At 57.8% G+C, this 19,264-nt stretch carries 21 protein-coding genes, 1 tRNA gene and 1 pseudogene; 14 read left to right on the forward strand and 9 right to left on the reverse strand.

The genetic code is table 11. The features are described 5' to 3' along the window. Positions 1–3 precede the first annotated feature (3 nt). The 3 genes from cyoC to cyoE are packed head-to-tail and all read left to right on the forward strand — an operon-like array spanning position 4 to position 1,860. A complete protein-coding gene (gene cyoC, locus JWU58_RS05805; protein WP_016773303.1) occupies positions 4–627 on the forward strand; it encodes a cytochrome o ubiquinol oxidase subunit III in 624 nt (207 codons plus the stop codon). Continuing rightward, positions 627–962, forward strand: a complete 336-nt coding sequence (cyoD, locus tag JWU58_RS05810) for a cytochrome o ubiquinol oxidase subunit IV (protein ID WP_011335842.1) — start codon at positions 627–629, stop codon at positions 960–962. The genes cyoC and cyoD overlap by 1 nt, the downstream gene beginning before the upstream one ends. 10 nt (positions 963–972) lie before the next feature. Next, positions 973–1,860 (forward strand): heme o synthase, encoded by an 888-nt coding sequence (gene cyoE, locus JWU58_RS05815; protein WP_016773305.1) that lies wholly within the window; start codon positions 973–975, stop codon positions 1,858–1,860. Between the two features lie 145 nt (positions 1,861–2,005). Here the strand turns inward: cyoE and JWU58_RS05820 are convergent. Then, positions 2,006–3,127, reverse strand: a pseudogene (locus JWU58_RS05820) (AAA family ATPase); the annotation flags it as partial. Positions 3,128–3,531: 404 nt separating this feature from the next. Between JWU58_RS05820 and JWU58_RS05825 the strand changes: the two are divergent. After that, entirely contained in the window at positions 3,532–4,023 is a 492-nt protein-coding gene (locus JWU58_RS05825) for a RidA family protein (RefSeq protein ID WP_016773306.1), read from the forward strand. 73 nt (positions 4,024–4,096) lie between these two features. On the opposite strand, the gene JWU58_RS05830 is transcribed toward JWU58_RS05825, so the two are convergent. Further along, complete coding sequence (locus JWU58_RS05830) at positions 4,097–4,798, reverse strand: hypothetical protein (RefSeq protein ID WP_016773307.1); 702 nt, start codon at positions 4,796–4,798, stop codon at positions 4,097–4,099. A 134-nt stretch (positions 4,799–4,932) separates the two neighbouring features. Then, positions 4,933–5,859 carry a LysR family transcriptional regulator gene (locus JWU58_RS05835; protein WP_016773308.1) on the reverse strand — a complete coding sequence of 309 codons (927 nt, stop codon included), beginning with the start codon at positions 5,857–5,859 and terminating at the stop codon, positions 4,933–4,935. Positions 5,860–5,961: 102 nt separating this feature from the next. Here JWU58_RS05835 and JWU58_RS05840 point away from each other — a divergent pair, with 102 nt between their 5' ends. Next, positions 5,962–7,143 (forward strand): aspartate aminotransferase family protein, encoded by a 1,182-nt coding sequence (locus JWU58_RS05840; protein ID WP_197892121.1) that lies wholly within the window; start codon positions 5,962–5,964, stop codon positions 7,141–7,143. On the opposite strand, the gene JWU58_RS27490 is transcribed toward JWU58_RS05840, so the two are convergent. The 4 genes from JWU58_RS27490 to JWU58_RS05860 all read right to left on the reverse strand — a co-directional run bounded on the left by JWU58_RS27490 (position 7,144) and on the right by JWU58_RS05860 (position 10,696). Then, positions 7,144–7,335 (reverse strand): type II toxin-antitoxin system Phd/YefM family antitoxin, encoded by a 192-nt coding sequence (locus tag JWU58_RS27490; RefSeq protein ID WP_206421598.1) that lies wholly within the window; start codon positions 7,333–7,335, stop codon positions 7,144–7,146. 169 nt (positions 7,336–7,504) lie between these two features. Beyond that, complete coding sequence (locus JWU58_RS05850) at positions 7,505–9,424, reverse strand: alkaline phosphatase D family protein (protein WP_206421599.1); 1,920 nt, start codon at positions 9,422–9,424, stop codon at positions 7,505–7,507. Between the two features lie 71 nt (positions 9,425–9,495). Then, positions 9,496–10,230, reverse strand: coding sequence for a hypothetical protein (locus tag JWU58_RS05855; protein ID WP_071173532.1), 735 nt, complete (start codon positions 10,228–10,230; stop codon positions 9,496–9,498). A 100-nt stretch (positions 10,231–10,330) separates the two neighbouring features. Continuing rightward, complete coding sequence (locus tag JWU58_RS05860; RefSeq protein WP_024014225.1) at positions 10,331–10,696, reverse strand: hypothetical protein; 366 nt, start codon at positions 10,694–10,696, stop codon at positions 10,331–10,333. 115 nt (positions 10,697–10,811) lie between these two features. On the opposite strand from JWU58_RS05860, the gene JWU58_RS05865 reads away from it, so the two are divergent. Continuing rightward, positions 10,812–11,561, forward strand: coding sequence for a hypothetical protein (locus JWU58_RS05865; protein ID WP_206421600.1), 750 nt, complete (start codon positions 10,812–10,814; stop codon positions 11,559–11,561). A 35-nt stretch (positions 11,562–11,596) separates the two neighbouring features. Here the strand turns inward: JWU58_RS05865 and JWU58_RS05870 are convergent, their stop codons facing one another. Continuing rightward, positions 11,597–11,926, reverse strand: a complete 330-nt coding sequence (locus JWU58_RS05870; protein ID WP_016773313.1) for a hypothetical protein — start codon at positions 11,924–11,926, stop codon at positions 11,597–11,599. 221 nt (positions 11,927–12,147) lie between these two features. Here JWU58_RS05870 and JWU58_RS05875 point away from each other — a divergent pair, with 221 nt between their 5' ends. The 4 genes from JWU58_RS05875 to JWU58_RS05890 all read left to right on the forward strand — a co-directional run bounded on the left by JWU58_RS05875 (position 12,148) and on the right by JWU58_RS05890 (position 14,246). Then, positions 12,148–12,366, forward strand: coding sequence for a DUF6429 family protein (locus tag JWU58_RS05875; protein ID WP_225930902.1), 219 nt, complete (start codon positions 12,148–12,150; stop codon positions 12,364–12,366). Between the two features lie 200 nt (positions 12,367–12,566). After that, positions 12,567–13,112 (forward strand): PAAR domain-containing protein, encoded by a 546-nt coding sequence (locus JWU58_RS05880; protein ID WP_206421602.1) that lies wholly within the window; start codon positions 12,567–12,569, stop codon positions 13,110–13,112. A gap of 10 nt (positions 13,113–13,122) precedes the next feature. Further along, complete coding sequence (locus tag JWU58_RS05885; RefSeq protein ID WP_206421603.1) at positions 13,123–13,905, forward strand: hypothetical protein; 783 nt, start codon at positions 13,123–13,125, stop codon at positions 13,903–13,905. Next, the gene (locus JWU58_RS05890; RefSeq protein ID WP_122507813.1) at positions 13,890–14,246 is read left to right on the forward strand and encodes a DUF7079 family protein; all 357 of its coding nucleotides are present in this window, start codon (positions 13,890–13,892) and stop codon (positions 14,244–14,246) included. Before JWU58_RS05885 ends, JWU58_RS05890 begins: the two co-directional genes overlap by 16 nt. Positions 14,247–14,559: 313 nt before the next feature. Here JWU58_RS05890 and JWU58_RS05895 read toward each other — a convergent pair. Beyond that, a tRNA-Leu gene (locus tag JWU58_RS05895) sits at positions 14,560–14,644 on the reverse strand. Between the two features lie 108 nt (positions 14,645–14,752). Between JWU58_RS05895 and queA the strand changes: the two genes are divergently transcribed. The 4 genes from queA (at position 14,753) to secD (ending at position 19,263) form a co-directional block, all read left to right on the forward strand. Further along, the gene (gene queA, locus JWU58_RS05900) at positions 14,753–15,817 is read left to right on the forward strand and encodes a tRNA preQ1(34) S-adenosylmethionine ribosyltransferase-isomerase QueA (RefSeq protein WP_016773315.1); all 1,065 of its coding nucleotides are present in this window, start codon (positions 14,753–14,755) and stop codon (positions 15,815–15,817) included. 14 nt (positions 15,818–15,831) lie between these two features. Further along, positions 15,832–16,947, forward strand: coding sequence for a tRNA guanosine(34) transglycosylase Tgt (tgt, locus tag JWU58_RS05905; RefSeq protein ID WP_160768392.1), 1,116 nt, complete (start codon positions 15,832–15,834; stop codon positions 16,945–16,947). Positions 16,948–16,990: 43 nt separating this feature from the next. After that, positions 16,991–17,329, forward strand: coding sequence for a preprotein translocase subunit YajC (gene yajC / locus JWU58_RS05910; RefSeq protein WP_016773317.1), 339 nt, complete (start codon positions 16,991–16,993; stop codon positions 17,327–17,329). Positions 17,330–17,394: 65 nt separating this feature from the next. Then, entirely contained in the window at positions 17,395–19,263 is a 1,869-nt protein-coding gene (gene secD / locus JWU58_RS05915) for a protein translocase subunit SecD (protein WP_016773318.1), read from the forward strand. Position 19,264: the final 1 nt, after the last annotated feature.

Below are 19,264 nucleotides of genomic sequence, written 5' to 3' on the forward strand. Positions count from 1 at the left end.
ACCATGTCGAACTTAGTGACCAATGTTGGACACGCCCATGGTGACCATGGGCACGATGACCATCACCACGACTCGGGCGAGATGACCGTATACGGTTTCTGGCTCTACCTGATGACCGACTGCATTCTGTTTGCGTCGATCTTCGCGGTGTACGCAGTACTGGTAAACAACGTTGCCGGTGGCCCGTCGGGCCACGACATCTTCGAACTGCCATACGTGCTGGGCGAAACCGCTCTGCTGTTGTTCAGTTCGATCACCTACGGCTTCGCCATGCTGGCGTTGTACAAGGGCAAGAAGCAGGCGGTCCTGGGCTGGTTGTTCATGACCTTCCTGCTCGGCGCGGGCTTCATCGCCATGGAGATCAACGAGTTCCACCTGCTGATCTCCGAGGGCTTCGGTCCTAGCCGTTCGGGCTTCCTGTCGGCGTTCTTCACCCTGGTCGGTACCCACGGTCTGCACGTTTCGGCCGGTCTGATCTGGATGGGCATCATGATGTATCAGGTCAACAAGCATGGCCTGACGTCGACCAACAAGACCCGTCTGAGCTGCCTGAGCCTGTTCTGGCACTTCCTGGACGTGGTCTGGATCTGCGTCTTCACCGTTGTTTACCTGATGGGGACTCTGTAATGGCTAACGCACACTCCCATGACAGCCACGATGCTGGCCACGGCAGCGTCAAGTCGTACGCCATCGGCTTCATCCTGTCGGTAATCCTGACCGTCATTCCGTTCGGTCTGGTGATGTACCCGACCCTGCCGAAGTCGACGACGCTGGCAATCGTTCTGCTGTTCGCAGTGATCCAGGTGATCGTTCACCTGTATTACTTCCTGCACTTGGACCGTTCCATTGCACAGCGTAACAACGTGATCGCATTCGTCTTTACGGCGATCGTGATCGTGCTGCTGGTTGGCCTGTCGCTGTGGATCATGTTCAGCATCCACACGTACATGATGGCGAAGTGAGGTAGACCCGATGTCGCTCAAGCACTTTATCCAAATCACCAAACCGGGGATCATTTTCGGTAACGTGCTTTCTGTGGCAGGCGGGTTCTTCCTGGCCTCGAAAGGGCATGTCGATCTGGCGGTGTTTCTGGCCGCCATGATCGGTACTTCCCTGGTCGTGGCCTCCGGTTGCGTGTTCAACAACTGCATCGACCGCGACATCGACCTGAAGATGGAACGCACCAAGAACCGTGTGCTGGTCCAGGGCCTCATCTCCCTGAAACTGGCCCTGGTTTACGCGACCATTCTGGGTGTTCTCGGCGTTGCCTTGTTGTACAAGGTGGCCAACCCGTTGGCTGCCTTGTTCGCAGTAATCGGCTTCATCATCTACGTCGGCTTCTACAGCCTGTACCTCAAGCGCAAGTCGGTTCACGGCACGCTGGTGGGCAGTCTGTCGGGCGCCATGCCGCCAGTGATCGGTTACGTTGCCGTGACCAACAGCTTCGACATGGCCGCACTGACCCTGCTGGTGATGTTCAGCCTGTGGCAGATGCCGCATTCCTACGCCATCGCGATTTTCCGTTTCAACGATTACCTGGCCGCATCGATTCCGGTGCTGCCAGTGAAACGCGGCATTCAAGTGGCGAAGAAGCACATCCTGCTCTACATCCTGGCGTTCCTCGTGGCGACCTTGATGCTGACCTTCAGCGGCTACGCCGGCATGAGCTACCTCGCCGTCGCCGCCGCCATGGGCATGTACTGGCTGTACATGGCCTGGACCGGCTACAAGGCAGTCGATGACACCGTCTGGGCACGCAAGCTTTTCGTGTTCTCGATCTTCACCATCACTGCGTTGAGCGTCATGATGTCCCTGGACTTCAAGGTGCCGACAGAGCTGTTGCTGACGTACGCGCCGTAAGGTTTGCAAGCTTCAGAAAAAACCCCGCACATTGAGAGATGTGCGGGGTTTTTTGTTGGTTGGCCTGGAGTGTGTCGATTTGCCTGCTCCCTTGGCCCGACAGCTTGTGGCGGCGGCTTGATGGGTGTGTGAGCTAATGCGACGTTTAAGCAAGTGGTGAGGCAGTCACACGCCTCATGAATTCATCGAACAGCGGAACGGTAAATGCTATCAGTGCGTATTCCGGACTGTAGATCATGCCCTTTTTGATCAGGCTATCGCGTACGGGGCCCAGGCTCGTAGCGTTTCGCCCCAGCGCTTTAGCAACCTCAGCAGAGCGTTGCGGTCCTTCTCCCAGCTCGGCAAGGCAACGCATGTAGTCCCTTTCAGCCGGCGTGGTCCGATCAAAGCGGACCCTGAAAAAAGACTCGTCAAGTTTACGGATGCTTTCCTCTGTCGCTGCCTGCGCATCGGCCTCGGTTATGGTCTGTGCTTTGGCAATGTTCCAAGCGGTATAGCCCCACTCCTGCAAAAAATAGGGATAGCCGTGGGTTTTTTCAAAAATCTCACGCAATGCATCGTCAGAGATACTGGCGCCTTCTTCTTCAACAGGATCACGTAAGGCTTTCCAGGCATCTATCTCCAAGAGAGCGCCCAGACGAGGAAATTCGAATAGTCGCTCCGCATAGCTTTTGGCATCGCCTGCTTGCCCCGCCAGCTGCGGAAGACCCGCGCCAAAAAGAATCAGAGGGAGAGCTGCCTGATTGACTGCGTGGATGCCGCGAATAAGCGCGCCAAGCTCATCTTTTGAAAGATACTGTAATTCGTCAATCAGAATGGCGACTGGTATGCCTGCGTCCCTCGCGGCCTCCGCTGTTGCTATCAGAACGTCACGAAGATCATCTTCCAGATTGCCACTGTCGGCATAGCCAGCTTCGGAGTCTCCGCCCAGCGTAACTTCGGCCCCACCCGCCGCGATAGTGATATTGCCGATAAAGCTACGAAGTATGCGTATCCCTCTTTTGACCGTCTCGACCGTGTTCTGCACTCGGTCCAAACGCAACAGCACTCGGCGTAACACCGGAATCAGGAGCTGTTTCAACTCCGCACCGTCATGGGCCTCCTGCATTTCGGCGAGATAACCCAATGCCAAAGCTCGATCTTTGATCTGATTCAGAAGCACTGTTTTTCCGACACCGCGCAGGCCCAATATCATCAGGGATTTGGCGTGCTTGCCGCGCTTCGTGCGCGCCAATGCGGTGTCTGCCGTTTCCAGTACTTCTGATCGCCCTGCTAGTTCCGGTGGGGAAACTCCTGCTCCGGGATTGAGGGGTTAGTATTCTTATCCACAGCTCGCTCTCATACGAAATTATTCATAGTTATAGTGAGATTTTTATATAACTGCAGATAAGTAGCTAAAGTTGCCCGGCAGAGGGCTGAATTGCTTGATTCGGTTCCCTCAAACTTTAGGTTCGCTGCCGGAACGAGACAATCGTAGCGAAGTGCCCGTCCTACTGATTTTTGGTGTGGTTGAAAGCTGAAGTACTGTGAAATCGGCCGCTGTAAAGGGTGGTTGCGCAGAGCAGGTAAAAGACCTAGATTTGGATCCAAATATGTCAGCGGTTTGTCCGCGATCCTGTTGCGGCCTTCAACTCGCTAGATAATTGGCTTAACTCAAAAAGGCTGGGCGCAATGACCGAACGGATGACCTGCGATGAGCGCTTTATCGCCCTGGCCGAAGAACTCAACTACGACATCTATGGCGAGAACACCGCCGGTGGCAATTACGCGCCGCTGATCCGTCATCACGATGAGCTGTACATCAGCGGCATGGTGCCGCGGGTCAATGGCAAGATCCTGTATCCCGGTCGCGTGGGGCTGGAATTGAACCTCAAGGATGCGCAAGCCGCGGCGAGCATCAGCGCCATGCGTTGCCTGGCGCTGATCGTCGATGCGGTCGGTTCGCTGGACAAGATTCGCGCGTTGTTGCGGGTCACGGTGTATGTGAAGTCGACCGCTGATTTTGTCGACCTGAGCGAAGTGGCCAACGGCGCTTCGGATGTGTTCAGCCATGTGCTGGGCGATGCCGGACGGCATACGCGCACGACCATCGGCGTCTATCAGTTGCCGAAGAATGCGGCGATTGAAGTGGACATGATTGCGGCGTTGCATCCTTCGGCTTGAGGTTATCCCCGCCTCAAACAAAAAGCCCCGCCTGATCACTCAGCGCGGGGCTTTTTGGCAAGCGCTTGGCAGATTACTGCGCCGCGATGCTGTACCCATCAAACGCAGTCTGCTGCTGCAGCGCGGTGATGATGTTCTTGCGGTTCACCGCCTGTTCCGTACCGGCGTTATCGACGAAGGTTTCGCTCTCCAGCTCGGCTTCATCGCCTTCACCGACGAAGGTGAAACCGAGGAATTCCAGTGCCTCACGATCAACATTCAGGCGCGAACGCGGCGTGCGCATTGGCAGAGTCACGCTGGCGCCGTCCTTGCTGATGGTGAAGATTTCCACTTCTTTCTTCTTCGCAGCTTTGCTCTTGCCGCCGCTCGGATTGCTGATCGCCTGATGGGTCTGATTCAGCACTTTCAGCGCCAGACCATAAACGATTTCTTGGAATGCCGGATCGTCCTTGAAGCTGGACAGAATGCGCCCGATCGAGAACTTGCTGCTCAGGTCTTCCAGCGCGGCAATATCGGCTGCCTCGGCGTCTTTCAGGCGCTTGAGTTCGCCCATCAGCTCGTACGCCTTGTCGTCATCAAAGCTGTCATGCGCCTGACGGATCGCCGCACGCAATTCGCGGATCTGGTCGCTTTCGCGGGTCGACTGGAACGCGTCCAGGACCATCTCGCTGATGATTTTGGCTTGTGGCAGGTGTTGTGAAAGATTGATGGAGTTTTCGTATTCCGCTTTGGACGACTGGGTGACTACGGATTCAGCGGTGTTGAAATCGGACATTGAAATTTCACTACTTTTTAACTTGAGTTGAGGCGAGAAAGCACGAGGTCTTTTTCAGGCCGACTAATTTAGGGGAGCGGGGCGGCGTTGTCACGGAGCAACGGTCTGGTGGTCGGGATTTTTCCCGGCGTGCGTTATTTTCCGAGCATGGCGTCAGCGGGTTTCCCCCACGTACGCATCGCAAACTCAACAAACCGTCTCAGCTTCGGCAATCGATAGCGATCCTGCGCATACAACAGATGCATCGGCCTGCTTGGCGGTTGGTAGTCCGTCATTACCCTGACCAGTTTGCCGTCGCGCAGATCCTGTTCCACCAGCGCGTCGGGCAGCATCATGATGCCCATGCCGTTGCGCGCTGCCTGGTGCAAACCGGCGGAGCTGTTGATCAGCATCGGTCCGCTGACGTCGACGAGGACTTCGCCTTCCGGACCGCTCAGACGCCAGCGTTTTTCCACCGATTGCCAGTCATCGCCAGCCGGGTAGGCGAAGGACAGGCAATCGTGTTGCTGCAAATCCTGTGGCGTGTGCGGCATGCCGCGCCGCGCGATGTAATCAGGGGAAGCGCAGACCGTCAGGGTGTAGTCGATCAAGGGCCGGGCGATCAGGTTGGATTGGTCGAAATTGCCCAGGCGGAATGCGACATCGAGGCCGTTCTCCAGCAGATCCGGACGGCTGTTGGTCAGCACCACGTCGAGCTTCACTTGCGGATAGAGCAGGGAGTATTCGCTGAGGGCCGGGGTCAGTCGTTCGACGCCGAAGGTCAGTGGCGCAGTGATACGCAGCAAGCCGCGCGGCTCGTCCGACGCTTGTTCTGCAAGGCGTTCGGAGTCGGCCACCAGGCCGAGCACTTCCAGGCAGCGTTGATAATAGACGCTGCCGAATTCGGTCAGGCGCTGGCGGCGCGTGGTGCGTTGCAGCAGTTGCACGCCGAGCCGTTGCTCCAGCGCACGCAGATGATTGCCCACCATCGTCGTCGACATTTCGCACTTCGCAGCGGCGGCCGTCATGCTCCCGGTTTCGACCACTTTGACGTACACGCCCATCGACTGAAACAAATCCATTATCAAGCTCGGCTTTTAAATGATTGAAGTTTTTCCGAGTTTATCCAGCTCAGGTGGCTAACCATACTGCAAAAACACCGACCTGCAATGGAGTTTCACGTCATGACCGCCGCCCTGATGAACACCTACCAACCCCTGGCCCTGAGTTTCACCAAGGGCCTCGGCACGCGCCTGTGGGATCAGGCGGGGCGCGAATATCTGGATGCCGTTGCCGGTGTGGCAGTGACCAATGTCGGCCACTCGCATCCGCGCATCGTCGCGGCGATCAGCGAGCAAGCGGGGCTGCTGCTGCACACCTCAAACCTGTACAGCATCGACTGGCAGCAACAACTGGCCACACGCCTGACGGCGTTGTCGGGGATGGAGCGCGCGTTCTTCAACAACTCCGGCGCCGAAGCGAACGAGACGGCACTGAAACTGGCGCGTCTGTACGGCTGGCGCAAAGGCATCGAGCAGCCGCTGGTGGTGGTCATGGTCAACGCGTTTCATGGCCGCACCCTTGGCACCTTGTCCGCCAGCGATGGCCCGGCAGTGCGCCTGGGATTCAACGAACTGCCAGGGGACTTCGTCAAAGTGCCGTTCGGCGATCTCCCGGCGCTGGAGCAAATACAGCGCAAACACGGCGCGCGCATCGTGGCGATTCTGGTCGAACCGATCCAGGGCGAAAGCGGCGTACAAGTCGCACCGCCGGGTTATCTCAAGGCCCTGCGCGACCTGTGCAATCGCCACGCGTGGCTGCTGATGCTCGATGAAATCCAGACCGGGATCGGCCGTACCGGGCAGTGGTTTGCCTTTCAGCACGAAGGCATCGTGCCCGACGTCATGACCCTGGCCAAAGGCCTCGGCAATGGCGTGCCGATCGGCGCCTGCCTGGCCCGTGGCCGCGCGGCGGATTTGTTCACCCCGGGCAGCCACGGCAGCACCTTCGGTGGCAATCCACTGGCCTGCCGGGTCGGCTGCACGGTGCTGGACATCATCGAAGAACAAGGTTTGCTGGAGAATGCGCGGGTGCAGGGCGCACGGCTGCTGGAACGCTTGCGCGCCGAATTGGCAGACAACCCGAACGTGCTGGCAATCCGGGGGCAGGGCCTGATGATCGGCATCGAGCTGAAACAACCGGTGCGCGACCTGACGCTGATCGCCGCACGGGATCACGGCTTGTTGATCAACGTGACTCGTGGCAAGACCATCAGGTTGCTGCCGCCGCTGACGATTGATGAGCGCGAGGTGGGGATGATTGTCAGAGGGGTTGGACGCGCGTTGTCGTCAGCCCCATCGTTCTAATCACTGCTGCGCTGTGTCTGGTAAGGGTAGTGAGTTGGCCGTCCGCAAAAGTGACTCATAATCAGCCAGACCTATCATTACAACCGGTTCGGCACTGCGCTTGGTAATCAGCAACGGTTCGCGGTCATTAGTTACTTGGTCCATCGATAAGGCCAAGTGGGCTGTGGCTTTGCTGCAGGTGGTGGTTTGCATGATGTAGCCCTGCGAGTGGTCGGTACACAGTGAGGTCGACTGTTATTGCGCCCAGTATCACTCAAGCACTTCGGAGACGTTTCCGAGAGGCTTGTAATCCTTATCAGCGGTAATTGTCAGCAGGTGGAGTGCCCATTGCAGGTACTCCACCAATGCTCAGAGTCTGGCCTCAATGCAGCCCGTCCCCCAACTCCGGCGCCAGCATCCTCGTCTTTTCCGCCCCATTCGAGTTGTGCTGAACAATCTCGCTCGGCTGCCCCTGTTCATTGAAAAACACCTGTCCGATCCCCGCCGAATTCCACAACCGTTCCCCGGCCTCGGCATGTTCCGGCGTATACGGGACGATGCGCATCAGGCGGCGTTTGGTGAACCAGTTCAGCGGCGAGCGCGGTGAGTAGAGCCAGCGGTTGAGGCGGTCGAACCATTCCAGCAGCGTTGGTGGGAATTCGTTCTTGATGCCGCTGCTGGTGATCTGCCAGATCCGTGGGCCGGCCTTGCGGTGGCGGATCAGGACTTCGTAGACGAAGGAATAATGCACATCGCCGGACAGCACCACGTAGTTCCCCGGTGTGCGCGAGTGTCGGAAAATGTTCAGGATCACCTGCGCCGCGCCGCGATGGGCCATCCAGTTTTCCGCGTCGACCAGCAGCGGATAACCGCACCAGCTGAACACTTTCTGCACGGTTTCAATCAGCTTCACACCGAAGATCGGTGCCGGCGACACGACGATTGCCGAAGGGTGATCGAGCAGTTCCTGTTGCAGTTCGCTCAAGGCTTCCCAGTCGAGCAGGCCCGATGGTTGCTTGAGCGCCATCTCGCTGCGCCAGCGCCGGGTGCGCGTGTCGATCACCACCAGTGCCGGAGTGCTCGGCAATACGAAATGCCACTGCTGAAAACGCAGCAACTGATCAATCAGATCGTCCTGCACCGGCATGTCCAGATAGCCGTCGTCGCCACTGGCGCTCAGTTGCGCGGTCTGCTCCAACACGCCCTTGAAGGCATCCGGATTGTTGCCCCAGCCCTGACACAACAAATAGGCAATCAGCGCATTGCCAATGATGCGTTTGGAGAACGGATGGCCGTAGGCGGTTTCCTCCCATTGCGCAGAAAGATTCCAGTCATCGGTGATGTCGTGATCATCGAAAATCATCAGGCTCGGCAGATGGGCCAGCGCCCGCGCGACGTTGCCCAGGCCCGCCTTGAAAGCATCGATGCGCGTCTGCTCGAGGTTGTAGCGCTTGCGGCGTTCAGGCGTCAGCGTCGGCGCGCTCGGATTGATCAACGACCACGGCGTCGGCGACCACACCAGCATGTACATGGCCATGACTTCGGCGAACGTCACCAAGTGATTGTCGGCACTGCTGCTGGTGAAAATCGGCTTACGCGCGCCACCGAAAAATCGCTCGCGCAAGGTCTCGTTGCTCTCCAGCGCCGGTAACAAATCCGCACGGTGGTAGTAGCTGGCCGGGTGCTCATAGAGCTTGGCGCTGTCGCTGACCACGGCACCGTCAAGGTGCTCATCGAACAGACCCAGACGCTCGATCAAGGCGTGAATCGCCCGCAGCATAGGACCGGCGACGTCGTCGGCATAGACCTGATCACCGCTCATCATCAGCAACGCCGGGCGCCGTTGCGCATCGGCTTCGTCGGCCAGCAATTGATCGACGCAGAGCAAACCATCGGTTGCCGGATGATGCGGCTTGCGGCAGGAACCGTGGAGTAATTGATCGATTCGCGAGCGCACGACGAGGTTCGCGCAGGTAGCGCCGGGGTAGAGCAGGTGAGGCGCCCACTCAGCCATACCGATGGCGTCATCGATCAGCAGGTCGTAATCGATAAACGTGTCGCAGGGCAGGGCGCCTTCAAGCTGAACGTCTATCAGATGCACGAACGCATGACGGCCTACGGCAATGACCGTGCATTTCTCCGAGTCGAGCGGAATATCTCCTACACCCTGCAGGCGCAAGGTCAGCGACAGTTCACGCGAGCCCACCAGCCACAGCACCACGCGCGTCGGCTCCAGCCGCCGCAGCAGCGGGCCGGCCAGTACAGGAGGCAGCGAGATCAGGTTATCGGGTGTTGGAAACATTGAGGATAAAGTTCAAGGCGCACAGGCCGGCGATGATAGCGCAGCCGGCGCCTTGATCCCTTAAATCAGCCTTAAGAGTCGGCTTTTTGCAGTTTCAGCGCCAGCAAACGCCATTCCCCAGCCGTCGCATCAACCCGTGGCAATTCCTGCACGGAGCAATCGAAACGGTAGGTGACATCGTCGCCATTCATGTTGCGCGCAGTGACGCTGTTGCTGAAGCTGTAGACCTGATCCTTGTAGCGATGGCTGACCAGCGCTTTGCTGTCGGCAAAACGCGCCGAAGCGGGATAACGCAGGGTGCTGGTGACAAACGGGCTGCACATGACATACGCGATCATCGACTTGTCGGCCTGTGCGTCGCCGCGCAACTTCTTGTTCAGCGCGGCCAGGGCCATGCGACCCTCGTAGTCGCTCTGATTCAGCACCGTTTGTACCGCCATTGATTTCGGCGCTCGGCTGACGTTATTCGGCAACAGTGCGGAGTCCGGCGGGGAAGGCTTGTCATCCGCTTCGATGGCAGCAAAAACCGGCGCATCTTTCAGCTCGGTGGCGGGCGTGACTGCCTCGGCTTCAGGCAGTACAGAGGTCGACTCGACGACTGGCGTGTTTTGCGCCTGCGCCTCGTGATCGAACGACGAAGGAAACAGCGAAAAGGTGATCGACAACATCACCAGCCCGACAATGAACCCACCCGCCGCGCCAACGATGTTGCCGTAGAAAATATTCCAGCTGCCGCGGTTTTTCACCACCCAGCGCCACATGAAACCCCAGACAGCGACGAATGCCAGAAAACGCAAAAACTCCATTTGATCCTTTCCTTACCTTTCAACAATCCAAGCGCGACGCGAGACGATCAGCAAGCCCCGACGATGCGCGGCAAGATAGCAAAATAGACGCGCCGTCCGGCTACGGCTGCGGAAAATAATTCGCCGCCAGAAAAATCAACGTGATCATCCCAGCGGCAAAGCCACAGCCCCCCGCAAGCAGTTGACGTGCAACCGGATGCGCCGGCTGACGACGTTTGGCGATCCACAACCACACACCCGCCAGAACGCCCGCGCTGGTCATGAACACCACCAGGCTATTATGCAGTCCCGGCGCTGCCATGGTGGTGCCGAACAGCCCGTCGTAAAGCAGCGTGAAGACAATGCCCGCCACCACAGCGCTGCCCGCTCCGGCGAGGTTTGCCAACAACAGATTCCAATGCCCGCGCTGTCGCACCACCCAGAACCACATTGCCGCCATGACTACCAAACACAACACAGCATCCATCGGATTTCTTTCCTGGCTACGAGACAGAGGCGGCAACTTGCTCGCCTGTAGAGAGTGGACGGCACGATAGCAAAATAGTAGCGTCCCGCCATGCCTTCTCTGTAATGGACTACCCATGTTTTCCACAACCCGTTTGCTGCAACTACTCGGCGCTCTCACCCTTGCCATCTCCATTACCCCAGCCTTCTGCTTCGCGAAAGAACACCCGCAAGCCAGCTGGAATTACTACCTCGCCAATTGCCAGCGGATGCAGGAGACAATCGCCGACGTCCAGAGCGGTCGCGTCTCCGCTGCCTATGCAGCCACGTCGGGCCTGCAAGACAGCCTCGCCTCCATGAACGAGCGCCGCCTCAACCTGCTACCGCAACACCTCGACTCCAGCGAGTACGCCCACTGCGAAAACGTCGCCGCCCACGCCGAGGCAACCCTGGCCCAAGGCAAAGCCGAGTTCGCCGCGCAAATGCAACGCGGTGTGGAGGAAGGCAGAATTGCACACCAGAACTCCCCCGCCTACCAACGCGCCCGTTCTCTCGGCTACAGCGACGTCGGCGACATCTCCTTCCTGAAACTGCACGAAGACACCGACTGCGAAGCCCGCCTGAAAACCATGCTGATTACCGTCGACGAAATCTGCGGCCAATACTTCCGCGCCACGCAATACGTGAAGCCGTATGTGATCTACACCGTTCGCCCGTCGGATGGCGGCTGTGGCGAAGTGAAGCGTGTGGCGATAGTTGGCGGAGGGCAACCAGAGAAGGGCGACTACATCGATCCCAATGGCGAATTTCAATACATGGGCTGGAAACAACTGGTTGGCGCTGACGGCTTCCCAACGGATATTAGAGTGCTGAAAGCTCGTCGCTGATCGGACGAGATAGCGGCATGGCTGTAGCGCACCACTCAAAGAATGTCGCGCAGATACCCCTTCAGCGCGAGCAGCGGCTGACCCAGCTGCTCCACCGACCGCGCCTGAGCCAACTCCGCCGACAACTTGCGCAACTCCCGCCCCAACGGCTTCTCGACCCCGCCCAAAGCATCCAGCGCCAGGTTCAGGCATTCGTTCATCTTGAACTGAATGGCCTCGACATCGCCGCGTTTCACCAGTAGCTCGAAAACATCTTTCTGATAATCGCCCATGACCATGTCATCGCGCAGGATGGGGCTCAGGCCCTCTTCTTCGTAGGCAAGTTTGAGGGAGAAGAGGGCGACGGTTTCCAGTGAGGTTTCCATGGGGATGTCTGTCAGTGAAGTGGAAGGTTTGAAACCAATGCGCGAAAGGCCAGAGGAGGTTTGCCGTGCGGGCGTGATTATACGGGCGGGGATCGCATGCGAGGCAACCAGCAATCGGGCATCTAAAACCTACAAGCTCGCGCAGCATTGAAATCCACTTTGATACGACGCTTTGATTACAAACACTGAACATCAGCGGAGTGACCATCATGGAATACGACATGAAACTGATCGACGACGCCGTCCTTGCTCTCCTGGCAGCCTATAGCTCCGACGCCGGCAATGCGTGGAAGGGCTATGACTTCGAGATCATGAACCGCTTGCACGAACAGGGTTTGATCAGTAATCCGGTGAACCGGAACAAATCGATATGGTTGACGGAGGAAGGGTTGGAGCGGGGGCGGGAGATTGCTGAGCGGATGTTTGCAGTCAAGGAGTAGGGAGGAGCCGCGTCCCATTCTGAAACCTGAGTTGACGGCAAGGTAGGAAACGCCAGCGAAGTACCAACCGCGTTAACCGAAGCAACAGGTAGCGCGGTCTGGTGATCGAGCACTTTTTTGAATGATCGGATGCGGCCGTCCAGGCTGAATTTCGTGATAGGTTTACCTCTCAAAAAGGATTTTTTTGACAGGAGTCATTCATGGCTAACCCAGCCGCTCGTAAAAGCGATCCCTCCAGCTGTCCTGTTCCAGGGCACGGAACCAACCCCATCGCGACAGGTTCGCCTGACGTTTTCTTCGATGGTTTGCCCGCAGCTCGCCAAGGTGATTCATGTACCTGCGGCAGTGCGCTCTCTTCGGGGCTTTCCTCGACAGTTTTCATAAATGGTAAAAATGCTGCCACGATCAATACCGGCGGTACGCACGGCAGCATCGTAATAGGTGGGTCGAGCACAATCATCATTGGCGATACGCACACCCCGTGCGACTTTGTTCCACCCGAACCTCTAATCGGACAAGCCGGATGGATTGGCTTCAGAATTCCTGCCGAGGAAAGTTATGAGGGACTTTCCTGTATCGCCCACTTTGATGATGGTTCATCACTCCTGGGCGTATTCAACAACGACAATGCGGTCAAATTCGCAAATCCATCGGGCAAGAAGTGCTTGATGCTCAAATTCGAGGAAGAACAGCCTGCAGAAGGCTCGTCTCTTACTGAAAGCCTTTTGAGCAAAATATTGGGATAAGGACCGTCCTATGACCGAACCGTACATTGTGACAGGCAGCTACGTAGTCCAGCGCGAGCACGCCCTTCAGGACTCGCCACTCGACAGGGCGCTAGAGCTGATGGAGGGCAGTGCGCTGAGATTTTCACTGGATGCCATCTCTGATGAAAAGATCAGGGCGAGCTATACCAAGAATATCAAGCGTATGTCTCAACAAGTTAGAGACGACGTGAAAGCGGGAAGAATTACGGCGCAAGAAGGTGTGAAGTTTAGTCATGAGATGCGTAACAAAATCATGATGGAGCATCGTAAATTCACGTCAGCGCAAGGATTGGCGATCGCTCAGAGGAAAAAGAAAGACGGGAAAGGACTGAAAACACTATTGGATATCTACTCTGAAAACTTTTTTCAGAAGGGGTATGACAGTCTTTCGGATGTAGAGAAGAACAAAGTTCACTACGCCATCTTGGAATCCTCCGGTCGTGATAATGCGAGATTCACGGCCGGCACCAAAAAAATGCTGGTCATGGGCAAGCTTGGTGTTCTCGTGACGGCGGCTCTGGCAACCTATCAAATTCTGAATGCTGACAACAAACCCAAAGAAGCTGCTCGCCAAGGCATCATTGTTGGTTCGGGGGCGGTCGGCGGTGTTCTCGCGGGGATGGGCGTTAGCGCACTCTGCGGCCCAGGCGCTCCTATTTGTGCGATAGCAGTTGTCTTGGCAGGAACAATCGCCGGCGGTGTTGCAGGCGAAGCAGTGGCAAGTTCATTGGACGAAGAGTTAGAGGAGCTCACACATTGGGACATCTTCTGACCGAGCCACAACTGACAAAAGTTAGAGCCGCTCTTTCCGAGCCATTCAATGATTTTCCCGTGGAATATGATTATTTGGCGAATAAGGTGAGAGGTGTAGACCCTGAAATCCTTTACTCAATTCTTTATTCCGAGGTCGCGCCGGTGTGCTTTACCAATCTCGTTGCACCTGTGCCTCCGATATGGACGGGTTTCGACCCCGACATACTCAGAGAATCGATTGAGGAAAGGCTGGAAGCTAGGGAGCGAAACTGGTTTCGTCGCCAGTTCGATAAAGTGCTGGTTCGTTGGTTGAAGTACAACTACGCGTACATCTGGGAGGAAATCGAAAGTAGGCTTTGAGCTCGAACTAGCCGGGATCAGGCGATTATGACAGGGCGTTTGGCAAAACCTGCGGCACGTAACCGATCCGGCCAGTTCCCCAGCGTCAGGACATGGAGTCAGAGCAATTACTGCAGGTTCGATTGAGGTTTTTTGATGGGCTTGTTGCCCTAGACGGTTGGGCATTAGGCTAGCCGGTGGCGCGTTGGCCCCGGCGCCGCAAGAGTGAAAAGCTGGTTGCCCTGATTGTTTTGGAAAAAAGACAAAAACAACCCTCCACTTTCCACCAGACGAAAAAAAAGGCCCTGCTTTCGCAAGACCTTTTTCTCTGTGTTGGTGCCCCGAGGGAGACTCGAACTCCCACTCCTTTCGAAAACGGATTTTGAATCCGCCGCGTCTACCAATTCCGCCATCAGGGCTCAATGGCGGCGAAGTATAGAGAGGTGATTACCGTTGGTCAATCACGTTTCATGGTCAATTTTTGATATTTCCGCTAGACTTTCCGGCCCTGCTAGACGAACCCCATCATGCGCGTTGCTGACTTTACTTTCGAGCTTCCTGATTCGCTGATCGCCCGCCATCCGTTGGCCGAGCGTCGCGGTAGTCGCCTGCTGACCCTTGATGGGCCGAGCGGCGCCTTGGCACACCGTCAATTCACTGATTTGCTTGAGCATTTGCGCCCGGGCGATTTGATGGTGTTCAACAATACCCGGGTGATTCCGGCGCGGCTGTTCGGGCAGAAAGCGTCCGGCGGCAAGCTGGAAATTCTCATCGAGCGCGTGCTCGATGCGCACCGCGTGCTGGCCCATGTGCGCTCCAGCAAGTCGCCGAAACCGGGTTCGAAGATCCTTATCGACGGCGGTGGCGAAGCCGAGATGCTGGCGCGTCATGATGCGCTGTTCGAGCTGGGTTTTGCTGAGGAAGTCTTGCCGCTGCTCGACCGCGTCGGGCACATGCCGTTGCCTCCTTATATAGACCGCCCGGATGAAGGCTCGGATCGCGAGCGTTATCAGACCGTGTACGCCCAGCGTCTGGGCGCGGTGGCGGCGCCGACGGCGGGGCTGCATTTCGATGAGCCGCTGATGCAGGCGATTGCTGCCAAGGGCGTCGAGACTGCGTTCGTGACGTTGCACGTGGGCGCGGGGACGTTTCAGCCGGTGCGTGTCGAGAAGATCGAAGATCACCACATGCACAGCGAGTGGCTGGAAGTCGGCCAGGATGTAGTCGATGCGGTCGCTGCGTGCCGTGCGCGGGGCGGTCGGGTGATTGCGGTCGGCACCACCAGCGTGCGTTCGCTGGAAAGTGCGGCGCGCGATGGTGTGCTCAAGCCGTTCAGTGGCGACACCGACATCTTTATCTATCCGGGCCGGCCGTTTCATGTGGTCGATGCTCTGGTGACCAATTTCCATTTGCCGGAATCCACGCTGTTGATGCTGGTTTCCGCGTTTGCCGGTTATCCCGAAACCATGGCCGCCTACAAGGCCGCCGTGGAAAACGGTTACCGCTTTTTCAGTTACGGGGATGCGATGTTCATCACCCGCAATCCCGCTCCAACTGCCCCTGAACAGACAGGCCCAGAGGAAACAGAATGAGTCGCGAATGTCGAATGTCCTTTGAGCTGCTGGCCACCGATGGCAAGGCTCGTCGTGGTCGCCTGACCTTCCCCCGTGGCACCGTCGAGACCCCGGCGTTCATGCCGGTCGGCACCTACGGCACGGTCAAGGGCATGCTGCCGCGCGACATCGTCGCCACGGGCGCGGAAATCATTCTGGGCAACACCTTTCACCTGTGGCTGCGTCCCGGCACTCAAGTGATCAAGGAACACGGCGACCTGCACGATTTCATGCAGTGGAAAGGCCCGATCCTCACCGACTCCGGCGGCTTCCAGGTGTTCAGCCTCGGCGCGATGCGCAAGATCAAGGAGGAGGGCGTGACCTTCGCTTCTCCGGTCGACGGCGCCAAAGTGTTCATGGGTCCGGAAGAATCGATGCAGGTGCAGCGCGATCTCGGTTCCGACATTGTGATGATCTTCGACGAATGCACGCCGTATCCGGCTGACGAAGACGTCGCGCGGGTGTCGATGGAGCTGTCGTTGCGTTGGGCCCAGCGTTCGAAGAATGCCCACGGTGACAACACCGCAGCGCTGTTCGGCATCGTTCAGGGCGGCATGCATGAAAACCTGCGCATGCGCTCGCTCGAAGGCCTCGACAAGATCGGCTTCGACGGCCTCGCCATCGGCGGTCTGTCGGTGGGCGAACCGAAGCACGAAATGATCAAGGTGCTGGATTATCTGCCGGGGCAGATGCCCGCTGACAAACCTCGTTACCTTATGGGCGTTGGCAAACCGGAAGATCTGGTTGAGGGTGTGCGCCGCGGGGTGGACATGTTCGATTGCGTGATGCCAACCCGTAATGCCCGCAATGGGCATCTGTTCATCGATACCGGTGTGCTGAAGATCCGTAACGCGTTCCATCGCCATGATGAATCGCCGCTGGATCCGACCTGCGATTGCTACACCTGCCAGAACTTCTCGCGCGCTTATCTGCATCACCTGGACAAGTGCGGCGAAATGCTCGGCAGCATGCTCAATACCATCCATAACTTGCGCCATTATCAGGTGCTGATGGCTGGTTTGCGCGAGGCTATTCAACAGGGTACATTGGCCGCCTTTGTCGATGCCTTCTACGCCAAACGCGGACTTCCCGTTCCGCCTTTGGACTGAGTTTTCTGACCCCAAGATTCAACATTTGCAACTGGAGTGCTAAATGAGCTTTTTTATCTCTAACGCCATGGCTGACGCAGCTGCACCGGCTGCTGCAAGCCCAATGGGCGGCGGCTTCGAGTGGATTTTCCTGGTCGGCTTCCTGGTCATCTTCTACCTGATGATCTGGCGTCCACAGGCCAAGCGCGCCAAAGAGCAGAAGAACCTGCTGAGCAGCCTGCAGAAGGGCGACGAAGTCGTGACCACTGGCGGCATCGCCGGCAAGATCACCAAGGTTGCCGATGACTTCGTGGTTCTGGAAGTGTCCGACACCGTGGAAATGAAGTTCCAGAAAGGCGCCATCGCCGCCACGCTGCCAAAAGGCACGCTGAAAGCGATCTAAGAGCAACAACTTCTACTCAATCGACGGGGCGCGCAAGGCGCCCCGCGTTCATAACGGGCGGCGTGATGCTGAACAAATACCCTCTGTGGAAATACATTCTGATCCTGGCGGTGCTGGCGATCGGTCTGATTTATTCCGCTCCCAATCTTTACCCCGATGACCCGGCGATTCAGATCAGCGGCGCCAGCACGGCTCTGCAGGTCAATGACGCCGATCTGGCTCGCGTCAGCACAGCGCTGAAAGAGTCCGGCATCAACGTCAAGGCGGCAACGCTGACGGCGGGCGGCAAGGGCGGTCTGATCCGTCTGAGCAAGGCTGAAGATCAGTTGCCGGCCAAGGACGTTGTACGCAAGGCATTGGGTGATGACTACGTCGTCGCGCTGAACCTGGCACAGACCACCCCGCAATGGCTGCGCAATCTCGGTGCGCACCCGATGAAGCTGGGTCTGGACTTGTCCGGTGGTGTGCACTTCCTGCTCGAAGTGGACATGGACAAAGCCCTCGATGCGCGCCTGAAAGTCTACGAAGGCGACGTCAAGAGCCTGCTGCGCAAAGAGAAGCTGCGCTATCGCAGCCTGCCGCAACTGGGCGGTGCCATTCAGTTGGGCTTCAGCGATGAAGACTCCCGCGAACAGGCCCGTGCGCTGATCCGCAAGAACTTCAACGATTTCGACATTGTTCCGGCCGACCTCAACGGTCAACCGGTGCTGCGTCTGGCGATGACCCCGGCCAAGCTGGCGGAAATCCGTGAATACTCCATCAAGCAGAACCTGACCACGGTACGTAACCGCGTCAACGAGCTGGGTGTTGCCGAACCGATCGTGCAGCGTCAGGGCGCCAACCGCATCGTGGTTGAGCTGCCGGGCGTGCAGGACACTGCCGAAGCCAAGCGTATTCTCGGCAAGACGGCCAACCTCGAGTTCCGTCTGGCCGCCGAGCCGGGCGCTTCGAAAGCCACTTCCGAATCGTTCGAATTCCGCGAGGGCAACCGTCCGCCAGCACAGATCGAGCGTGGTCTGATCATCACCGGTGACCAGGTCACCGACGCCAAGGCCGGTTTCGGCGAGCACGGCACGCCTGAAGTGAACATCCGTCTGGATGGCCACGGTGGCGAGCTGATGAGCCGCGCGACCCGTTCCAACGTCGGCCGCAGCATGGCGGTGATCTTCATCGAACAGCGTCCGGTCACCACTTACACCAAACAAGTGGTTGATGGCGTCGAGAAAGACGTTGCGGTGCAGACGTTCAAGGAAGAGAAGAAGATCATCAGCCTGGCGACCATTCAGTCGCCGCTGGGTGCGCAATTCCGCATCACTGGCCTGAACGGTCAGGGCGAGTCGTCCGAGCTGGCACTGCTGCTGCGTGCCGGTGGTCTGGCTGCACCGATGTACTTCGCTGAAGAGCGCACAATCGGTCCGAGCCTGGGTGCTGACAACATCACCAAAGGTATCGACGCTTCCCTGTGGGGCATGCTGTTCGTATCGCTGTTCATCATCGCCATCTACCGCTTCTTCGGCGTCATCGCCACCGTCGCGCTGGCGGTGAACATGGTGCTGCTGCTGGCGTTGATGTCGTTGCTGGGCGCCACGCTGACCCTGCCGGGTATCGCCGGTATCGTCCTGACCATGGGTATGGCGGTCGACGCCAACGTACTGATCTTCTCGCGGATTCGTGAAGAGATCGCCGCCGGCATGACTGTGCAGCGGGCAATCAACGAAGGCTTCGGCCGGGCATTCACCGCGATTCTCGACGCCAACCTGACCACCTTGCTGGTCGGCGGCATTCTCTTCGCCATGGGCACCGGCCCGGTGAAGGGTTTCGCAGTGACCATGTCCCTCGGGATCTTTACCTCGATGTTCACGGCCATCATGGTGACCCGCGCAATGGTCAACCTGATCTTTGGCGGACGTGACTTCAAGAAGTTGTGGATTTAAG

The sequence above is a fragment of the Pseudomonas atacamensis genome (assembly GCF_017167965.1).
Taxonomy (GTDB): Bacteria; Pseudomonadota; Gammaproteobacteria; order Pseudomonadales; family Pseudomonadaceae; genus Aquipseudomonas; species Aquipseudomonas atacamensis.